Here is a 20,572-nt window from a genome sequence, read left to right on the forward strand (position 1 = left end):
ATTTAGGTAAATATATTTGAACTAATAAAAAACACATAATCTTTTAAATAATTTGTTATATAAAAAAAACATCTTGTTATAAGATGCTTTTTTATATAAAACATTTCAATTAAATAAACATATAAAATTTTATCACTTTAATTATTTTAAAATTATAAATTTTTCATTCTTTTTCCTAAATCTTCAACTATATACAGTACAGGTATTTGAGTTGTTGCTTCATTTATTCCATACTTTTCTTGTGGTACATAATATGCAAGTTTTATATCCGCTAAACTTGCTATAGTACAATTTTTACTATTTGTTATTGATATAATTTTTCCCCCAGCACTTTTCATTCTATTAGTATGCATTACAGCTGCTTTTGATTCACCTGATACTGAAAAGGCAAGTGTAACACTTCCTTCTACATAAACACTTTCTGTTGGATAATAAGGGTCAGTTATTGGTAATGAAAATTTTCCAAGCCCTGCAAAATACCTTGAAGCATAATTTGCCATAGCTCCTGAACTACCAAAACCTATACAAAATATATATTTAGCTTCTTTAAGAGCAATTGATGCTTTTTCTAAATCATTTTTAAAATTATTGCTATCTGCTCTATTTAAAAATTCAACTATAATACTTTTATCATTTTTCACATTAAAATTTTCTTCATTTTCTAAATACATTTTTAACTTAATTTTAAATTCAGAAAAACCATCACATCCAAGTTTCTTGCAAAACCTTAAAACTGTAGTTGTTGATACATGTGCTTCATCTGCAAGCTCTCTTATTCTCATATATACTACTGTATTTTTATTTTTCATAACATAATCATAAACGCTAAATTCTAAATCATTGAAACTTTTAATAGCCTCTAGTTGAAACATAATCTTTTCACCACTTTATTTTAAATATTTATAATCTTAAGTTTTCTATAATTAATACTTTATCATATAAAATGTAATGCTTACTAGAAGTAAGCCTAAATAAATTTATTTTTAAATAAATCTAATATATTTTTTCTTTATGGAGAAACTAAACACGAGGAGGGATTAATTATGAAAAAAAATAAAGTAGATTCAGCAAAAATAAGAAATAATCCTGGTGAACATGCATATCTTCCTAATGAAAGAGATGACTATCATCTTCCAGATGAAGACTTAATAAGTACAGCTCCAAATGGAGATATAACAATGATTCCAAACCCTGTTACTGATGATATAGTTGTAAATAATATAGCTTGGCAAGAATTTAATTACACTGATAGTATGGCAGATAGATTATCTGAAATTGAATCAGTAAAAGAAATACAAAAGCAACCAAAATCTCATCTTAAAAATAATAAAAAATAACTATAAGTTAAAATAACCAAAAGATTAAGCGTCAAAAAAGAGATATTCAATAAATTGAATATCTCTTTTTATGTAACTTAAATATTAATTTTTATAAAGTTAATATTATCTTGTTTCTAAAAATGCTACTAAATTATTTACTGTAGCCATATCTGATCTTTCTAAATCAGTTGGTTGTAATTTTATTCCTAATCTTTCTTCAATTTGTAATAAAACTTCAATTATTGCAAGTGAATCTAAAAGACCAGCTTCAAATAAATCAAAATCTAAATCGTCTCTTATTTCATCACAACCTGTTACTTCTTCAAAAATTTCTATTACTTGTTCTTGCATATCTAAATTCTCCTTTATTTTTAAACTCTCTCTTATATACTATTATACAAATCTTTATTTTTTATTAAAGTTTAATTATTTTTAAAATATATATTTATATTTTAATACTAAAAGCTAAAATTCTCCAGTAAATTTATATTAAGTTTATATAACATTTAATTAAACCTTATTATTTAACTATCGCAAAATATCCCGAGAATATTAAAAGACCAAATCCAGCTATATGCCATGTAATAAATATTTGTAAATATTGAAACCATTTTTCCTTTTTATGAGTTTTATAAAACTTTGATTTTTTTTGATACATATCAGTAAGTACTAATACAGCACCTTGATATATACCATAAACTATATAATACCATGTTAATCCATGCCAAAATCCCATTGTTATCATTGTTATCATTTGTGCAACATGAGATGCTGTAACTCTCTTTTTAAATCTTTTTTTTCTCATAGAACTTATTACAAATCTTGAAAAAATATAATCTCCAAACCATCTTGAAAGTGATATATGCCATCTTGTCCAGAACTCCTTCATATCTTTACTAATAAATGGCTTATTAAAGTTATCTGGTGCTTTTATTCCAAATATGTAACTTGTACCTACTGCAAATAAACTATAACCTGCAAAGTCAAAGAATAAATATAAAGTATAAGCTACCATATATTGATATGCATGACCAAATGTTAAATGGTTTGTTGGTATTTTAGTAAACCACATTGTATTTACTAAAAATGCTATTACAAACTTATATAAAATACCTAAAAATATTTTTGTTATTCCTGGCATTAAATATTCATTTATATATTCTGATTTTGAAATTTCCTTATCTAAATCTTTCTCAAATCTTCTTGACCTATCTATTGGTCCTGAACTTAATGTTGGGAAAAATAAAACAAAATATAAAAATGTAGATAATTTCACTTCTTTTATAGCACCATCATATATTTCAATAACCATTTGAATAACTCTAAAGTTTAAATATGATATACCGATAAAACCTATAGTAGTTATCTTAGCACCTGGAATTATTAAATCAAAATGCGGTGATATTTTATTAATTATTACAGGTAGCATTGAAGCAAATAAAAATATTCTATATACTATAATACTATCTGTTTTTTTTCTAATAAATAAATATCCATATACTATTATTAATTCCCATATTATGAATGTACACAAAAATCCTAACTGTACATTAATACCAATAATAAGAAAAATCATAAATATAGTAGCAATCATTCCATATATTTTTATCTTCTTACCACATAAACCTAAAACTATGGCAGGTATAGCTGTTAATAATAATATGTATAGATATAAATAATCTCCATACTGTGTCATTAAATCTCCTCCATAAGTTTCTTTCTATCAATTTTACCATTTATATTTGTTGGGAATTCCTCTATTATCTTAATATTTCTTGGAACCATATAATTTGGAATAAATTTTTCTAAATCTTTTTTTATTCTTACTCCATTTTTTAAATTACTAAGGTCATTTTTTTCTTCTAATTGAACTATTCCTTGTAAATATGCAATCTTTTCATCTTTATATATCGGTAATACAACAGCATTTTTTACATTATCAACTTTTCTTAAGTTATTTTCTATATCTTCTATTTCTATTCTGAATCCATTAAGCTTTATTTGAAAATCTTTTCTTCCACAGTAATATATTTTACCTTCTAAAAGATACGCCATATCCCCTGTTTTATACGCTCTAAATTTTTCACCATTAAATTCATCATAATAGAAAACTTCCTTTGTTTTTTCTTCATTCTTAAAATAACCCTTTGATACTGATTTACCAATTATAGCGATTTCACCTTTTTCTCCATCTACTACATCATTCCCATTATCATCTATTATTCTAATTTTTGTTGTATCCATAACAACACCAACTGGTAAGCTTTTTGAATCTTCAATCATTTGTGAAGTTATGTCATTTGCACTTATTGCAACTGTAGCTTCTGTTGGTCCATATCCATTTATTATTCTAGTGTTAGGGAATCTTTCTTTAAGATCTTTAGCTAAATTTTTTGGAAGAACTTCTCCTATAAATATCATTGACTCTAATTTAGGTAACATCTCTGAATTAAATGTATCTTCTGTTACACATACCCCTGCAAATGATGGTGTTGATACCCATATTGCCATATCAGAATCTTTAAATTGATTAAAAAGTTCTTTATAGTTTGCTAAAGTCTTTTTTGAAAGTGAAAATAAAGTTGCTCCATGAGTTAATCCTGGATATATTGTTGTTACTGAAAGATCAAATGAATATGCAGCTTGATTCATTATAACTTTTTCACTTCCATCAATATTTAAATACTCACTAATCCATTCAACAAAATTATCTAAGTTGTTACTACTTATTTGAACCCCTTTTGGTTTTCCTGTACTTCCTGATGTGAATAATATGTATGCATTTTCATCCTCTTTAACCCATGAATCTTCTGTTAATACTTCATTTTTATTATCACATATTATTTTTTCTAATTCATCTTTATTAATTACTTTTATTCCTTCTCCAAAAACCTCTTTATCATAATCACTAAAGTTAAATAGTACTTTTGGTTTTACTTCTTCAGTTACATTTGAAACTCTATCTAAAGGAAAGCTTATATCTAATGGAACATAAGCTCTACCTGATTTTAATGCCCCAATCATACATGACATTATTAAATTATCTTTATTACCATATATAACTATAGGAGTGTTATCCTTATGTATTTCTTTTAAATAAACTCCTATGCTTTCTGAAAATTTATCTAAATCTTTATATGATAATTCTTCTCCATCGCATTTTAAAGCAATTCTATCAGTATTAGCATATTTCTTAATCCCTTTAATTATTTCCATCTTAATATCCTCCTCAAATTAGAATTCATTGTAAATGAATGGTATTTGTTTAAATGGTGTAAATGTTACTATTAATATTGCTGCAATTATTATTAAAGTTACTATTATACTAGTTAACAGGTATTTGTCCTTGATTATATTCTTTATAAATCCTTTCACTTATATCAACCCATCCTCTCGTTCCAAGATGCATTATATCTCTTAAATAGTAATCTGTATTTTTATTATTTTTTAGAGTTGGTTCTTTGTCTTGTAAATTAATTACTTTAAAACCATCCTTGCTAGCTAATTCTTCTAATGTTTTATAAAAATTAGTTCTCTTATCCTTAGTAATTCCAGTATAATCATAATACCAGTCTGCATTTGGTAATAATACTATAGTAGGTTTAACTCCAAGTTCTTTACAAGTATTTAAAAGATTCTTATAATCATCTACTTCTTGTGATTTTAATAAATTAATCTTTGAATACGCATTTTTCATTTTCGGTAACTTCTTGGAAATAAATTTATAATTGTTATAATCTATTTTATATTTATTTCCCTTAGCCTTTGCTTGACCTTCTTTATATGCTATTTCATCTTCTCTTTTCCAATCTATTGAATTGTTGCTTAATTTTTTAGTTTTATTTTTATTATTAAGTTTTTTAAGTTTTAAATATAAAAGACCTTTTTCTTTTAACATAACTTCTTTTTCTCTAATAAAAAAATAAGGCTTAAATAATACACTACATATATCACCCAAAGTTGAGTTATCAGTGTAAAGTTCAGCATAAACTCTTTCACTTGAATATTCATCACTACTTTTTAAAAGTGATGCTACTCTTCTTGCTAAATAATCTTTTGTTTCTTTATTTATATTATTATTATTTAAAAATTCATAAAATTGTGTTGGCGAAAATAATGATTGAAAATCTTTTCCAGGCACTCCTTTTCTACTTAAGAATGCTTGCATAGATACAAATATTACAACCTTTTTATTATCTATATCAGGATTAGTAGATCCAAGTATAAGTGTTTCTTGTAATGTTTGATTATATGGTCTTCCAACAGTAAATAATCCATTTTTAGTTCTTCCACTATTAAAATATGTTGCTGCATGTTGTCTTTTTATTATATTACTTAATTCTGATGAACCTAAAATCATTATATTATTTTTAGATAATAATTCATTATTTATAAGTACACCCTTATCCTTTATATCTGATGAATATTCCCCCATAAGAGGCACTAAGTTTTTTTCTTTCATCAATTTGCTATTTTCATGGTCTAAAAACTTATTTAGTCCAAAAGCAAATAATACCCCAATTATTAATGGTATTATAAAATATAATAATTTTTTCATACCTTGCTCCTCTCTTAAAGTTACGTAAAATCCGGAAATAAATAAATTCCACCTGAAATATTATTACTATTTTTAATAATATTCAATTACATTAATTTAACTGTTTTTAACAAATTGTAAATACTATCTTAATTACTTCTTAAATTAAATTTATAAAACTACCTAAATACTCCTTATAAAGCCATTTTTCTAGGCTTATAGCTATATTAAAAATAGTATTTTTCATCAAATAATTAACTAACTTTTAACTTTTAATATACATATAAATTTATAAAAATTTCATTAAAGTAACTCATATATACTATATAAAGTATAAATTTTATATATATTATATACAATTACAAAATAAAGTCAAAATTATTACAATTACTCTATAAAAATCACAAATTAAGGGCAATTTAAACTTTTAAAGTTTAAATTGCCCTTAAAGAGGTACGTATGTGATTAAATCTTTATTTCTATAAGCTCTATTTAGCTTTTTAGACTGCTTCTATATTTCTACTAGCAATTACATCTATTCCTGTTCCTAGTACATCTTTTATAACTATATCTCCCATTTTTACTGGAGCTTTAATTACAGTTTCATTTATAACTTTCATACATTCAAAGTTTAAAGGTTTTGGAATTGCTCCATTTGTTTTTACTGGTATCACTGGAAGTTCTCCACCTTCTACTTTTACTGTTGAAGTTACTACTCTAACTGGATTTGTAACTTCATTTAATCCATATATTTCACCACGTTTACAAGTATTACCTGTAACTGTTTTTTTATCTGTATCTACTTTTAAATGACATCCCATTGGACAACTTATGCAAATTAATTCCTTAATCATAGATTTTCACCGTCCTATAATATACTCTATTTTACTAATTCTCTCATTAAACAATTAAATTTCCGTATCTTATTTATACTTAATTTGTAAATATTGTTAGTTTTTCATTTTTGTTGTACTTAATTTTTATAACTTTATTATTTTTTAGGTTGAGGTCTTATTTTTAATCTTATTTAGTAGGAGAAGTTGAGTTCCCCTACTAATTATTATTTTATATTATTCTAATGATATTGTAATATCACCCTTTACTCCTTCAAGAAGTTTCTTTGGTAATATTATTTTTTCCATTTCTGATGGAGCTAGATGCTTTCTCTTAAAGCTTGCTATTTCTCTATCTCCTTCTCTTACTACTAATGCTTTATCATGATATATATTATTTACTCTCATAAACACAGTCATGCTACCATCTATTGCATCTACATTAAATCTTTGAGGTACTGTATAATTTACATTTTGACCATTAACTATATTTATTGTTTCACCTTTATTTAACTCATTCTTTATATATTTTGCAGCTGATTTTCCTGCATGTTTTGATTCTTGAGTAACAAAGTCAACTAAGTCATGAACATGTACTACATTACCACAAGCAAAGATTCCATCTATTGATGTTTCCATACTTTCTGATACTATAAGTCCATTTGTTCTCATATCTTTTGTAATACCTGCTTTAGTAGATAATTCATTTTCTGGAATTAATCCAACTGATAAAAGTAATGTATCTACTTCAAATTCCTTTTCAGTTCCTTTTATTGGTTTTCTATTTTTATCAACTTCAGCTATTACTACTTTTTCTAATCTTTCTTTACCTACAATATCTACAACAGTATGTGATAAGTATAGTGGTATATCATAGTCTTCTAGACATTGTACTATATTTCTATTTAATCCATTTGAATATGGCATAAGTTCTACAACACCATAAACTTTTGCTCCTTCAAGAGTCATTCTTCTTGCCATTATAAGTCCAATATCACCTGATCCTAATATTAGAACTTTTTTTCCTGGCATATATCCTTCCATATTGATATATCTTTGAGCAGCTCCTGCTGTAAATACTCCAGATGGTCTATCTCCTGGTATATTTATAGCTCCTCTAGTTCTTTCTCTACATCCCATTGCAAGTATTACAGCTTTTGCGCTTAATACTATATATCCTTCTTCTTCATTTATGGCATGTACATTTTTATTTTCATCTATATTAAGAACCATTGTACCAAGTTTAACTTCAACATTTGTGTCTTCTAGCATATTTATAAACTTTTGTGCGTATTCAGGGCCAGTTAATTCCTCTTTAAATGTGTGAAGTCCAAAACCATTGTGTATACATTGATTTAATATTCCTCCAAGCTCGTTGTCTCTTTCTATAATTAAAATTTTCTTTACTCCATCATTGTATGCTTCATAAGCTGCTGCAAGTCCTGCAGGGCCTCCTCCAACTACTATTAAATCGTACATAACTACCCCTCCTATTTTGTTTTTCCTACTAATATATATGAACCGTCTTTTTCTAGGTTAATATCTTCTAACTTAATTCCTAATTCTCTAGCTATAATTTCTTGAACTCTTGGTCCACAGAAACCACCTTGACATCTTCCCATTCCTGGTCTACATCTTCTCTTAACACCATCTAATGTCATATTTTTATCAAAACATCTGTGTATAGCATCAACTATTTCACCTTCTGTGATACTTTCACATCTACAAACTATCTTTCCGTATCTTGGATCTTTTTTAATTATTTCAGCTTTTTCTTCTGGTGATAATTCCATAAATCTTATTTCTTTTCTAACACCATTGAAATCTTTATTTTCTTCTAATTTTAATCCGCAACCTTCTAAAATTTTAACAACATCTTCTGCAATTGCTGGTGCTGATGATAATCCTGGTGATTTTATTCCTGCAACATCTATAAAGTTTTTAACATCTTCTGCCTCTTCTACAATGAAATCTCCTCTATCTGGTGTTGCTCTAAGTCCTGCAAAGTTTCTAATTGATTCTCTGAAATTAACTTTTTTAGTTGTTCTCATTGATGTTTCTCTTATATAGTCTAATCTATCACCTTTTGTCTTTGTATCTTCTTTATCTTCTAAATCTTCTGCATCTGGTCCAACTAAAAGATTTCCATGAACTGTTGGTGTTACTAATATTCCTTTACCAAGTTTTGATGGACATTGGAATATTGTATGACTTACGATATCCCCTTGAGTTTTATCCATTACAAAATATTCACCTTTTCTTGGAACTATCTTAAAGCTTTCTTTGCAAATCAAATTATGTACATCATCTGCATGAATTCCTGCTGCATTAATTACATATTTAGCTTCAATTGTTTGTCCATTTTTTGTTTTTATCTTAAATATATCATTTTCTTTCTTTATATCTGTTACTTCAGCTCTTAATATTAATTCTCCTCCATTTGATACACCATTTTCCATAAGTGCTATTGTATATTCAAATGGTCCAACTATACCTCCTGTTGGTGCATATAAAGCTCCAACAACTTCTTCGCTTAAGTTTGGCTCTTTTTCTAGAAGCTCTTCTTTGCTTAAAATTTGTAAGCCTTTAACTCCAATTTTATTACCATTTTCATATAATGCCTTTATAGTTTCCATATCTTCATCTGAGAAACCTATTATTAATGAACCATTTCTTTTGAATGGTACATCTAATTCTTTACAAAGATCTTCAAACATTTCATTTCCTTTAACATTATATTTTGCCATTAATGTGCCAACTTTTGGATCATAACCTGCGTGAACTATTGCTGAATTTGCTTTTGATGTTCCCATTGATACATCATTTTCTTTTTCTAATACTGCTACCTTTAAATTGTACTTTGTAAGTTCTCTAAATATTGAAGCTCCTATAACTCCTGCTCCTATAATTGCAACATCATACATAAAAAAACCTCCTAGAATGCGCTTTATAAATTTTAAAAGCAAAAAAAGTCAAGCAGAAACTAGGGATTAATAATCCCTAACTTATGTGCTTGACTCTAATTCTCTTAACACTCATATTATATTATGGTTATATATTATCATAGCTTTTTATTTTTGTCAAACGTTTTCAACTATAATTTAAAAATAAATTTTTCCTTTTATTACTATTCTTTTTCCCAGCCACTAACTCTTTTTATAGCCTTCTTCCAACCAGAATATAATTTTTCTATATGCTCTTTTTCTGATTTTGGTTTAAAGTTTTCACTTGCATACCAAGACTTAGCTATTTCTTCTTTATCTTTCCAATACCCAACTGCAAGTCCTGCTAAATATGCTGCTCCAAGTGCTGTTGTTTCTGTAATTATTGGTCTTGTTACTTCTGTTTCTAATATATCTGCTTGGAACTGCATTAAAAAGTCATTTTTGCTAGCTCCACCATCAACTTTAAGGACATTAATTTTTACTCCTGCATCTTCTTCCATAGCATTTAATACATCTTTTGATTGATATGCTATTGATTCTAATGCTGCTCTTATTATATGATTTCTATTTGATCCTCTTGTTAATCCAAATATAGCTCCTCTTGCATACATGTCCCAATGTGGTGCTCCAAGTCCTACAAAAGCTGGTACAACATATACACCACCATTATCTTTAACTTTTTTTGCAAAATATTCAGTATCTTGAGCATCACTTACAAGCATTAACTCATCTCTTATCCATTGTATAACTGCTCCCCCAACGAATACTGAACCTTCTAATGCATATTGAACTTTACCATCTATTCCAACTGCTATTGTTGTTAAAAGTCCATTTTTACTTTCAACCTTTTCATCACCTGTGTTCATAAGTAAGAAACATCCTGTTCCATAAGTATTTTTTGCTGAACCCTTTGTAAAACATGCTTGTCCAAATAAAGCCGCCTGTTGATCTCCAGCAATTCCAGCTATAGGAACTCTTACTCCTCCCTTACCACCAAGATTAGTATATCCATATATTTCTGAACTATTTTTAACTTCTGGTAATATTGATTTTGGAATATTTAATTCTTTTAAAATCTTTTCATCCCATTGTAATGTATTTATATTAAATAGCATTGTTCTTGATGCATTTGTATAATCAGTTATATGAACTCTTCCATTTGTTAACTTCCATACAAGCCAAGTATCTACAGTACCAAAAAGTAATTCTCCTTTTTCAGCTTTTTCCCTAGCACCTTCAACATTATCTAGAATCCATTTAATTTTTGTACCTGAGAAATATGCATCAAGTATAAGACCAGTTGATTCCTTTATGTAATCTTTCATCCCTTTTTCTTCTAAACTATCACAAATAGTAGCTGTTCTTCTACATTGCCAAACAATTGCATTATATATAGGCTCTCCAGTGTTTTTATCCCATATTATAGTTGTTTCTCTTTGATTAGTAATTCCTATAGCTGCAACATCCTCTTGAGTTATATTAGTTTTTGCTATAACTTCTTGAAGAACACCATATTGTGTTGCCCATATTTCCATAGGATTATGTTCAACCCAACCCTCTCTAGGATATATTTGAGTTATTTCCTTTTGGCTTACCCCTAATATGTTTTGTTCATTGTCAAAAACTATTGCTCTTGAGCTTGTTGTTCCTTGATCTAAAGCTATAATATACTTTTGTTTCATCTCTACACCTCTTTTATAGTCTATATGTTTTGCTTTTATATAATATATCGTATTTAAAATCATAAATTTAATTTATCATTAAATTTCAAATACCATATTTACATTCCCCATATTTCTCTTTTAGTTGTTGAAACTGATGATGCTCCAGAACTTAATGCCATTATTACTTCTTCCTTCTTTTCTACAAGTCCACCACAAATTACTGGCTTTTCAGAGCCTTTTGTAACTTGATTAATAACTTTTGGTATAAGACCTGGTAATATTTCTACTGCATCAATATCTGATAATAAATGATTTTTAACATTTTTAAGTGATATTGTATCAAATACAAAACTTCTTTGTATTGCTATAAAACCATTTTCTTTGGCAAATCTTATTGTTTGAGGCTTTGTACTAATAATTCCTTTAAACTTAGTCTCTTTCTTTAAAAATTTAATTGCTGCTTCTCTTTGATTTAATCCATCTATTAAATCAATATGTACAATTCCTATTTTATTTTTTTCTTCTATCATACTGCTTATTTCTTTTACATTAAGGACATCACCAAAAAGAACAAATATAATTTCTATATTTGAATTTATAGCCACCTTTAAGTCCTCAAAATCTTTTACTGCTGCTATTACTGGATTATCTGCTAAAACTTCTTTAAAATTCATATTCTCGCCCCTATCATTTCTGTAAATGTTTTCTACTTTTTTATTATTGCACCTATTAAAATATATGTCAATTATGATATTTTTTTAACATTTTTCTATTAATTTCTTTAATTTATTTATAAATATAAGTAAAATATTAAAATTAATTCATTTTTTTCTTTAAACTTTAATTATATTTTCAATAAATTTATTTTAAAGAAAAAAGAGATATAGAAAAATAAATTTAACTATATCTCTTACTATTATTAAATTTTTAGTTTTTAATATCTTTGTAATAAACCTCTATACTTGCATCTCCTAAGTTTTTAGGAATTAAATCTCCTTCTATTTCTTTTCCGTTTATTATTATTTTATTTTTAAATGATTTTTTTATCTTTATATTATATTTTTCTGATTTATTGTTTATTTTTATTTCAAAATCATCCCAATCACTTGGAATACATGGTGATATTTTGTATCCTATTCCTTTATAAATTTTAAATCCTAATATATTTTCTAATCCTACTTTATACATCCAACTAGCTGTTCCTGTATACCAGCTCCATCCACCTCTGCCTCCATGTGGTTCTCTTACATAAACATCAGCTGCCATAACATATGGTTCTAACTTATATCTTCTACAATCAAGTTCAGTTAATCCATGATTAATTGGATTTATCATATTAAAATATTTTACAGCTTTATCTCCCATTCCAAGCTTTGTTAATGCTAAAATAACCCAAGTTGCTGCATGAGTATATTGTCCTCCATTTTCTCTTACCCCTGCAACATACCCCTTTATATACCCTGGCTCTTCTTTTGATTTTTCAAAAGGTGGAGTTAAAAGTTTTATTAAAGCTAAATCTTTATCCACTAGATTTTTATCTACAGCTTCCATAGCTTCTTTTGCTCTTTCTAATTTACCACCTCCTGATATTACTGACCAACTTTGAGCTAATGAGTCTATTTGACACTCACCATTTTCTCTAGAACCAAGAGGTGTTCCATCATCAAAATAAGCTCTTCTATACCATCCTCCATCCCAAGCATTTTTCTCAATATTTTCTCTTATAAATTCTCTCATTTCTCTATATCTATTTACTTTTTCATCATCTTTCATATAATTACATATATCATCAAATCCTACTAAAATTTTATATATAAACCATCCAAGCCATACACTTTCACCTTTTCCCTTATTGCCTACTGTACTCATTCCATCATTCCAATCCCCACTTCCCATTAGTGGGATATTATGCTTACCAAATTTCAGTGATTTTTCTATAGCTTTTATACAATGTTCATATATAGTTCCTTCCTTATTTGATTGATTAACTATTGTATATCTCTCATCCTCATCTCCCTTTAAAGGTTCATCCTCTAAATAAGGAACACTTTCATTTAATATATTATAATCTCCTGTAATTTCTATATATTCAGCTGTTACAAATGGTAACCATAATAAATCATCTGAAAATTTTGTTCTTATTCCACTATTTATTATAGGATGCCACCAATGTTGAACATCACCTTCTAAGTATTGTCTTGAAGCACTTCTTATAATTTGATCTTTTGTTATACTTGGATTTATAATACCAAGAGACATTGAGTCTTGAAGTTGATCTCTAAATCCATAAGCACCACCTGATTGATAAAAAGCCGTTCTCGCTAAATATCTACAACTATAATTTTGATATAGTAACCATCCATTTAAAAGATAATTCATTGATTCATCTTTTGTTTTAACTTGTATATTTCCTAGGAAATCGCCCCAATACTCCTTAATATTATTTAATTCGTCATTTACATTTTCTATATATTCATATTTTTCTATTAAACACTCTATTTTCTCTTCAGATTCTTCTTCTCCTAAAAGTACTATTAACTCCTTCTTTTCTCCAGGCTTTAATGTAATATCACACTTTGTAACTAAACATGGATCAAAACTGCTTCCACATGCCCCACTTAATTTATCTTCTTGCAAACCATTTGGTGATTCTAAACTACCAGAAATTCCAATAAATTCTTTTCTATCACAGGTAAAACTTATATTTTCTCCACCTATTATAGTTGAATACGCTTTCAAATTACCAAAGTACTCTGAATATGGGTTTTGACCATAAATATAGTTTCCTCTATTGTAGGTTGATATATATCTAGCTGTTTGATAATTTAAAACTCCAAGTACTAGTTGAGCATAATAATATACTGATAAATTTTTATCAATATTATCTATATTTTCTAGTATTATTTTTTGAATTTTAACCCTTTCTCCCTTTGGAGAAAATACTATCATATTACTTCTTATATTATTAACTGTATGAGAATAGCTTGAATATCCAAATGAGTGTTTTATTATATACTCTCCATCATTTCTAACAGGCTCTGGAGTTATTGAGAAATATTTCAAATCATTATTATCTCTTATATAAATTGCTTCTCCTAATGAATCTTTAACTATATCATTATTCCAAGGAGTTATTTTATTTTCTCTACTATTTTCACACCAAGTGTGCATAGATCCAACTTCGGATGTATGAAATCCAAACCTTTCATTAGAAATAACATTAATCCATGGTGCTGGCGTATTATTATTCTCTCTAAGCACTATTACATAACCTTTATCTTCTTTATCAAAACCACCATACCCATTAAAAAAATCTAACTTATTCTTTAATTCATTATACATACTTATTTTGTTTTTATTTTCTATTATTTTTTTATATTTATATTTTTCTTCATATGTATATTTATCATTCTTCTTATTTAAAAATTGTTGTTCTTTTAATTGAGTTAATATATTTCCCTTTGTACTATCTATAAAAATTGATGATATACCAATTAAAAAATCTCTTATATCTTCATTCATTGTTGATTTATTGTGAAGATATATTCCTCCTTGTTTATTTAAAATTTCTTCACCAGATAAAACATTAATTTCTTCTAATATCTCTCTTTGAAGTGGCATTTCATAACTTGATTCTTCATTATTATAAATTACTAAGTCAGTTTTAACTCCTTTATTTTTAAAGTACTTATGCATTTTTATAATTGACCTAATTAAATTAATATCTTCATCACTATTAACAAGTAACATTATAATTTTTATATCTCCTGATATTCCAAATGCCCATAAATCTTTCTGATGTTTATTTATATTTCTTATATAAAATTCTCTATCTTTTCTTTCATTATTTAAAAATAATATATATGAAGATAAACTTTGATATATATTAGCTTGTGCTGATGTAATAGCAAGGTTTTTAAGTTCAACTTGCATAAATCTACTATATGTATTAAACTCATTTTCTAATTTTTTAATATTACTATATTCTCTAGAAAGTTTTATAACCTCATCTCTTTCAGATGCAGTTCCTGTTATAAAATAAATTATTTTTTCTTCATTTGGTTCTAAGTTTAATCTTACTCTAGTACTAATTATAGGATCTAATACTGTTCCTACTGTATTTTTTAAACTATTATTATTATCCAAAGCTAAAGGCTTATCTAAGTCTCTATTTCTTCCAATAAAATTCATTCTTGAAGTTTCATAACTCATTACCCCTTCAAACTCATAATCACATATTGGCTTATGAAATATATAAGGAACTTTTCCATCTTTAACTCTAGCTCTTCTTTTCCCTATTACTGTTTTTGTACTTTCATCAAATTCAGTTTGAATAAAAAGATTTGAAAAGCTTGGGTGTGCTGTGTCAGCTTCCATAGTAGTTAATGTTACTTCCATATAACTTGTTACTTCTATAGATATTCCTTTTTCTCCAACATTTTTTAATTTTAGCTTTCTTATATCTATACTATCTTCACTTGATACTACAACTTCCATTTCACTCTTTATTAATCCACATCTTTTTGTAAATTTTGCTTTATCTACTGAGAATTCTATATCCGTTTCTTCACAATCATTTCTGCAAGGCTCAAAAGTAGCACTCCAATATTCATTAGAATTTAAATTTTTAATGTATAAAAATAATCCACTATTATCAACAGTACTATCCCCTTTCCATCTATATAATAAATTATTTCCTTCTTTTGAATAACCGCTTCCTTGTAAGGTAATCATAGTTGAAAAGTTTCCATTTGATAACAACAAAACTTCTTGATTTTTATTTGTACTGCTATTAAATCTTCTTGGAGTAAAATCTTCACATTCTATATATTCTCTATTAATTGCAATATCTTCATTACGCTCAAATGTTATATATTTAGGTATCTTTTCTTTAAGTAATATTTCTGTTGCTTTTACTTCTTTTATATTATGAAATCTTTGCTTAAGTATATTATTATTTAATATGTTATCTAAAGCTAATAAAGACATACCTAAATGGTGAACCATATAACATCTTACTTCTTTACCTTTATACATATGCCCTTTTATTTTATTATCTCTTTTTCCAGTAAAATCTATAGCTTCTATAAAACCATATCTTCCTACTGCTCCTAAACTTTCTAAATTTCTTAGATTTTCTATAGACTTCTCCTTAATACAAGGTAATACCATAAGTGTTGAATATGGTGATATTACTAAATCATCTTCAAGCCCTCTTTTTAATCCTATTCCTGGAATTCCAAAAGCTTTATATTGATAAACTTCTCCTATATCAAATTTATAATAAGCTGATTCTGATATACCCCAAGGAACATTTTTCTTTTTAGCAAATGCTATTTGTGCCTTTATAACTGACTTATACGTTTTATCTAAAAGAGTTTCTTCAAAACTTTTCATTATTAAATTTGGCATAAAATATTCAAACATAGTTCCACTCCATGAAACTAAACTCATCCCTCTATATGCATTAGTCATTGCTCTTCCAAGTTTAAACCAATGACTAGTATCAACTTCATTTCTTGCTATAGATAAAAATGAAGCTACTCTTGATTCAGATGCTAATAAATCATAATATGAATTACCTAAAGAATTTTCCTCTACATTATATCCTATAGAAAATAATCCTCTATCTTTTGAATATAAAATTTTAAAATCCATTTCACTCATAATTACTTCTATTTTTTCTATTAAATCATCAATTTTCTTTTCAAAAACATCTAATTGTTTAACTTTTTCTTCTAAAACTTTATTAGAGTCATCTTCTGATAATCTTTTAATCTTTTTTATTTCTTTTTTAAATTCTATAAGCGATGGGTTTTCTTTCTTTAAATATTCAAATAATATTTTATTTATATCTCCATAAATATACTCTGAATATTTTATTTTATTTTCAATTTCTTTCTCTAACTTATTTAACCAATATTTAAATTCTTCTTCTCTATCTGTACTTTCTTCTTTTATTAATTTAATATATTGTAATTGTTGTTTTAAAATCTGTATATAATCTTCATTTTTTAAATTATTTGATACATTGAGATTATTACTATAATCTATTCCTAATATATTGTATGTATCAACTAAACTTAAAACTTCTTCTTCTCTTATTAATGGATTATTTTTATATTCAACAAGTGTTTCTTTTATAATCCATAAATAACCTAATAAATTTCCACTATCTACTGTTGATATATATCTTGGCCATAATGGTGTACAGGTTTTTGTATCATACCAATTAAAATAATGCCCCTTATATTTAGTAAGTTTATTCATTCCTTCTATTATAAGTTCTAATCTCTTTATAACTTCACCTAATGATATATATCCTAAGTCATATGCAACAATATTTGATATAAGCCCCATTCCAATATTAGTTGGTGATGTTCTATGTGCAACTCCTTTGTAAGGTTTTTCTTGATAATTATCAGGAGCTAAATAATTATTTTCTTCATTAACAAAATCCTCATAATAAGCCCATATCCTTCTACTTATACATCTTAAATAATTTCTTTCACCTCTTGTAAGCTCATCTTTTTCTTCTTTTATTGAAGTACTTATATTAAAAGCTATTAATGGTGCAAATAACCATAGTATAGATATTACTGTCATTAATCCACCTAATGTAAAAGATGAATTAAATCCAAATACAATAAATAATCCTCCAGCTAATACAGAAAACCACATATTTCTATAATAATATCCAATACTATCCTTAACTGTATTCTCAGCATCTTCTGCTGTTTGCCATTCTAATAAATTATTTTTTGATATTAGAAGTCTAAATAATGCTTTACATATTGCCCCTACCATTATATACGTTTGATATGGTATAAAACTTATAATTAGAATTACTTCTTTAAAACTTTTCAAAGTTCCTATAAGTTTATTTTTAGGAGTAACAACAAAATCCGTAACAGTAAATAATAATGGTGTTGCTATTGCTAAAAATAATAATATAGTTATTTCAATACCTCTATTTAATGATAATAAAGTTATTATAATGCCTATTAATATTGATGGAGCTAAAAGACTTCTCCTTAAGTTATCGAATATTTTCCACCTTGAAAGTGCAGATAACTTTTTTGAAAACATCCATGAAATTAATTGCCAATCTCCTCTTACCCACCTATGTAATCTTTTTGTACTTGATATATATGTTGATGGATAATTATCTATAAACTCACAATCAGTTACTAATGCACTTCTTACATAACATCCTTCTAAAAGGTCATGACTTAATACTCTATTTTCCGGTATTTCATCTTTAAGAACATTATAAAATACATTTATATCTATAATTCCTTTACCAGTGAATGAACCTTCTTCAAATAAATCTTGATAAGTATCAGAATATGCTGTTGAATAACCATCAACTCCACTATCACCACCAAATATTTTTGAAAATTTACTTTTATTTTTACTTTCTAAAGATATTGAAACTTTAGGCTGCATTATAGTATAACCTCTTTTTACAATACCTTCTTTGCAAAATGGTTTATTCAAAGGGTGACTCATTGCTCCTATTAATTTTTTTATTACTCCTCTTGTTAAAAAAGTATCTGTATCTAAAGTTACAATATACTTGGCATCTCTAATGCAATCTATATTTGAACTTATAACATTATATGTATGGTTTTTGCTCCCTTTTAATAAAGCTATAAATTCCATTATTTTTCCTCTTTTTCTTTCTTTACCCATGAACACACCTTCATGAGGATTATAAACTCTTTTTCTATTAAAGAAGAAAAACTTATCATCTTCATCTCCTTTACAATACTTTATATTAAGAGTTTCCGTTTCTCTTATAGCCTTTAAATTTATTTCTTTTTCATAATCATTTAATTCTTCTTTGCTATCTTTAAAATCTGCAAGTATAGCAAAATATAAATTATCTTCTTTATTAGCTAAATATGCTACTTCAAGTTTTTCTAAAAGCTTATGTATATCTTTTATTGAATTAACTATTGTTGGCACTATTACTATAGTCTTTTGTTCTGAACTTATAGAATTTAACTCCAACTTTGGTACATGCCTCACTTCTACACTTTTACTAACTACTAAATTTATTAATGTAACTACAACTTCACTTGATGGAATTAAAAGTATTACTGCTGCAAGTATATATTGACTTAAATTATAATTTGCACCTAATAAATTTCCCATAAAAAGTGTAATTAATATTAAAAATAATGTTCCTAAAACATTTATCATAAAGAAACTTTTAAAATTCATTTTATTCTTTATTTTATTTGTAATTTCAAGAACTTCATTTAAATATTTAATTCCATCATCAATTAAATAGTATCCTATATGCCTTTTAAAATCACATTTTCCCAAATCACTTGCTTTTTTTGCTAGAAATATTAATTTTTCAGCTATTAAAATTTCATCAATATTATTTAATTTAGAAATTTTTTCAATTTTATGGCGATAATAATCTTTTGATTCAAAATCCATTCTATTATAAATATTATTAGGATCATTTTTTAAAATTTTCTCCACCATAGATGTTTCTTCAAAAAACCTTCTCCAATTTATAGAATCTATCTCTCTTATTGAATTAATTAATAAACTTATTTCTAACTCTAATTTTGATTCTAATAATTTATTTTTCATTACACATTTATCTGAACTGTTTTCAATTAAATTTAACTTTAAAATACTATATAAATTTTCATCTTCATAAGAATTATCTTTTAAAACTTTATATAACTGATTATTAAAATTAAATGTTGATTTTTTTATAATTTCATAATATCCATCTGAATTTTTATGTTCTTTATCTGAAATTATTTTATAAGCTAGTTTTTTACCATTTAATTTATCACTATATATCTCTTTTAAATTTTCAGTTATATTAGATAAGCTTATAATTATTGAAGCTCTAAGCATTAATGGAAATGCCCATAGTTCTCCCATAGTTAACTTTTTATTATTTTTTAATATAAAATTTATACATTCTTCTTCTGTTACATTCATATTATTTTCATTTAACATCTTTCTTGCAAGAAAAAAAATACGTGGAGAATTTTCATTATTAAAAGTAACTTCATTTAAATCCTCAAAATATTCTTTAGGCATATTCTTTTTAGTTGTTTTATATTCTTTTTCTATTAGATAAATATTATCTAATAACCATTGCCCTGCCCCTATTACATCTTCTCCTTCATTTGATAAAGCTTTTATATACTTATAATTTTCTTTTATTTTCATAAAACTAAGCTTTAATTCATTAAGTACATTTCTCCTACTTGATGAGTTTTTGTTATTCACTTTA

General features: G+C 26.3%; 12 protein-coding genes. 1 reads left to right on the plus strand and 11 read right to left on the minus strand.

The features are described 5' to 3' along the window. Nucleotides 1-152: 152 nt before the first annotated feature. Nucleotides 153-872: a MurR/RpiR family transcriptional regulator gene (locus AC4FQ1_RS05080; protein WP_491148498.1), complete on the minus strand. Its 720-nt coding sequence runs from the start codon at nucleotides 870-872 to the stop codon at nucleotides 153-155. 171 nt (nucleotides 873-1,043) lie between these two features. On the opposite strand from AC4FQ1_RS05080, the gene AC4FQ1_RS05085 reads away from it, so the two are divergent. After that, nucleotides 1,044-1,337, plus strand: coding sequence for a hypothetical protein (locus tag AC4FQ1_RS05085; RefSeq protein ID WP_491169117.1), 294 nt, complete (start codon nucleotides 1,044-1,046; stop codon nucleotides 1,335-1,337). Between the two features lie 105 nt (nucleotides 1,338-1,442). On the opposite strand, the gene dltC is transcribed toward AC4FQ1_RS05085, so the two are convergent. From dltC to AC4FQ1_RS05135, 10 genes are all read right to left on the minus strand, one after another. After that, nucleotides 1,443-1,670: a D-alanine--poly(phosphoribitol) ligase subunit DltC gene (gene dltC / locus AC4FQ1_RS05090; RefSeq protein WP_303130577.1), complete on the minus strand. Its 228-nt coding sequence runs from the start codon at nucleotides 1,668-1,670 to the stop codon at nucleotides 1,443-1,445. Between the two features lie 169 nt (nucleotides 1,671-1,839). Continuing rightward, entirely contained in the window at nucleotides 1,840-3,015 is a 1,176-nt protein-coding gene (dltB, locus tag AC4FQ1_RS05095) for a D-alanyl-lipoteichoic acid biosynthesis protein DltB (RefSeq protein WP_491169118.1), read from the minus strand. Beyond that, the gene (gene dltA, locus AC4FQ1_RS05100) at nucleotides 3,015-4,535 is read right to left on the minus strand and encodes a D-alanine--poly(phosphoribitol) ligase subunit DltA (protein WP_491169119.1); all 1,521 of its coding nucleotides are present in this window, start codon (nucleotides 4,533-4,535) and stop codon (nucleotides 3,015-3,017) included. The genes dltB and dltA overlap by 1 nt, the downstream gene beginning before the upstream one ends. A gap of 109 nt (nucleotides 4,536-4,644) precedes the next feature. After that, complete coding sequence (gene dltD, locus AC4FQ1_RS05105) at nucleotides 4,645-5,877, minus strand: D-alanyl-lipoteichoic acid biosynthesis protein DltD (RefSeq protein ID WP_491148506.1); 1,233 nt, start codon at nucleotides 5,875-5,877, stop codon at nucleotides 4,645-4,647. Between the two features lie 479 nt (nucleotides 5,878-6,356). Continuing rightward, nucleotides 6,357-6,710: a DUF1667 domain-containing protein gene (locus AC4FQ1_RS05110; RefSeq protein WP_491148508.1), complete on the minus strand. Its 354-nt coding sequence runs from the start codon at nucleotides 6,708-6,710 to the stop codon at nucleotides 6,357-6,359. A gap of 216 nt (nucleotides 6,711-6,926) precedes the next feature. Continuing rightward, nucleotides 6,927-8,168 (minus strand): NAD(P)/FAD-dependent oxidoreductase, encoded by a 1,242-nt coding sequence (locus AC4FQ1_RS05115; RefSeq protein ID WP_491148510.1) that lies wholly within the window; start codon nucleotides 8,166-8,168, stop codon nucleotides 6,927-6,929. Between the two features lie 11 nt (nucleotides 8,169-8,179). Further along, nucleotides 8,180-9,613 (minus strand): NAD(P)/FAD-dependent oxidoreductase, encoded by a 1,434-nt coding sequence (locus tag AC4FQ1_RS05120; RefSeq protein WP_491148512.1) that lies wholly within the window; start codon nucleotides 9,611-9,613, stop codon nucleotides 8,180-8,182. Nucleotides 9,614-9,816: 203 nt separating this feature from the next. Continuing rightward, nucleotides 9,817-11,316 carry a glycerol kinase GlpK gene (gene glpK / locus AC4FQ1_RS05125; protein ID WP_491169120.1) on the minus strand — a complete coding sequence of 500 codons (1,500 nt, stop codon included), beginning with the start codon at nucleotides 11,314-11,316 and terminating at the stop codon, nucleotides 9,817-9,819. 98 nt (nucleotides 11,317-11,414) lie between these two features. Continuing rightward, on the minus strand, nucleotides 11,415-11,972 hold the full coding sequence (locus AC4FQ1_RS05130; protein WP_491148516.1) for a glycerol-3-phosphate responsive antiterminator: 558 nt from the start codon (nucleotides 11,970-11,972) through the stop codon (nucleotides 11,415-11,417). A gap of 253 nt (nucleotides 11,973-12,225) precedes the next feature. Further along, nucleotides 12,226-20,568, minus strand: a complete 8,343-nt coding sequence (locus AC4FQ1_RS05135) for a glycoside hydrolase family 94 protein (RefSeq protein ID WP_491169121.1) — start codon at nucleotides 20,566-20,568, stop codon at nucleotides 12,226-12,228. Between the last annotated feature and the right edge of the window lie 4 nt (nucleotides 20,569-20,572).

The sequence above is a fragment of the Clostridium sp. TJA020 genome (genome assembly GCF_058310295.1).

Coding starts and splice junctions, on each gene's coding strand:
- dltD (WP_491148506.1), bottom strand. CDS start 5,877: ATGAAAAAATTATTATATTTTATAATACCATTAATAATTGGGGTATTA.
- AC4FQ1_RS05085 (WP_491169117.1), top strand. CDS start 1,044: ATGAAAAAAAATAAAGTAGATTCAGCAAAAATAAGAAATAATCCTGGT.
- dltB (WP_491169118.1), bottom strand. CDS start 3,015: ATGACACAGTATGGAGATTATTTATATCTATACATATTATTATTAACA.
- AC4FQ1_RS05115 (WP_491148510.1), bottom strand. CDS start 8,168: ATGTACGATTTAATAGTAGTTGGAGGAGGCCCTGCAGGACTTGCAGCA.
- AC4FQ1_RS05120 (WP_491148512.1), bottom strand. CDS start 9,613: ATGTATGATGTTGCAATTATAGGAGCAGGAGTTATAGGAGCTTCAATA.
- glpK (WP_491169120.1), bottom strand. CDS start 11,316: ATGAAACAAAAGTATATTATAGCTTTAGATCAAGGAACAACAAGCTCA.
- AC4FQ1_RS05080 (WP_491148498.1), bottom strand. CDS start 872: ATGTTTCAACTAGAGGCTATTAAAAGTTTCAATGATTTAGAATTTAGC.
- AC4FQ1_RS05130 (WP_491148516.1), bottom strand. CDS start 11,972: ATGAATTTTAAAGAAGTTTTAGCAGATAATCCAGTAATAGCAGCAGTA.
- dltC (WP_303130577.1), bottom strand. CDS start 1,670: ATGCAAGAACAAGTAATAGAAATTTTTGAAGAAGTAACAGGTTGTGAT.
- dltA (WP_491169119.1), bottom strand. CDS start 4,535: ATGGAAATAATTAAAGGGATTAAGAAATATGCTAATACTGATAGAATT.
- AC4FQ1_RS05110 (WP_491148508.1), bottom strand. CDS start 6,710: ATGATTAAGGAATTAATTTGCATAAGTTGTCCAATGGGATGTCATTTA.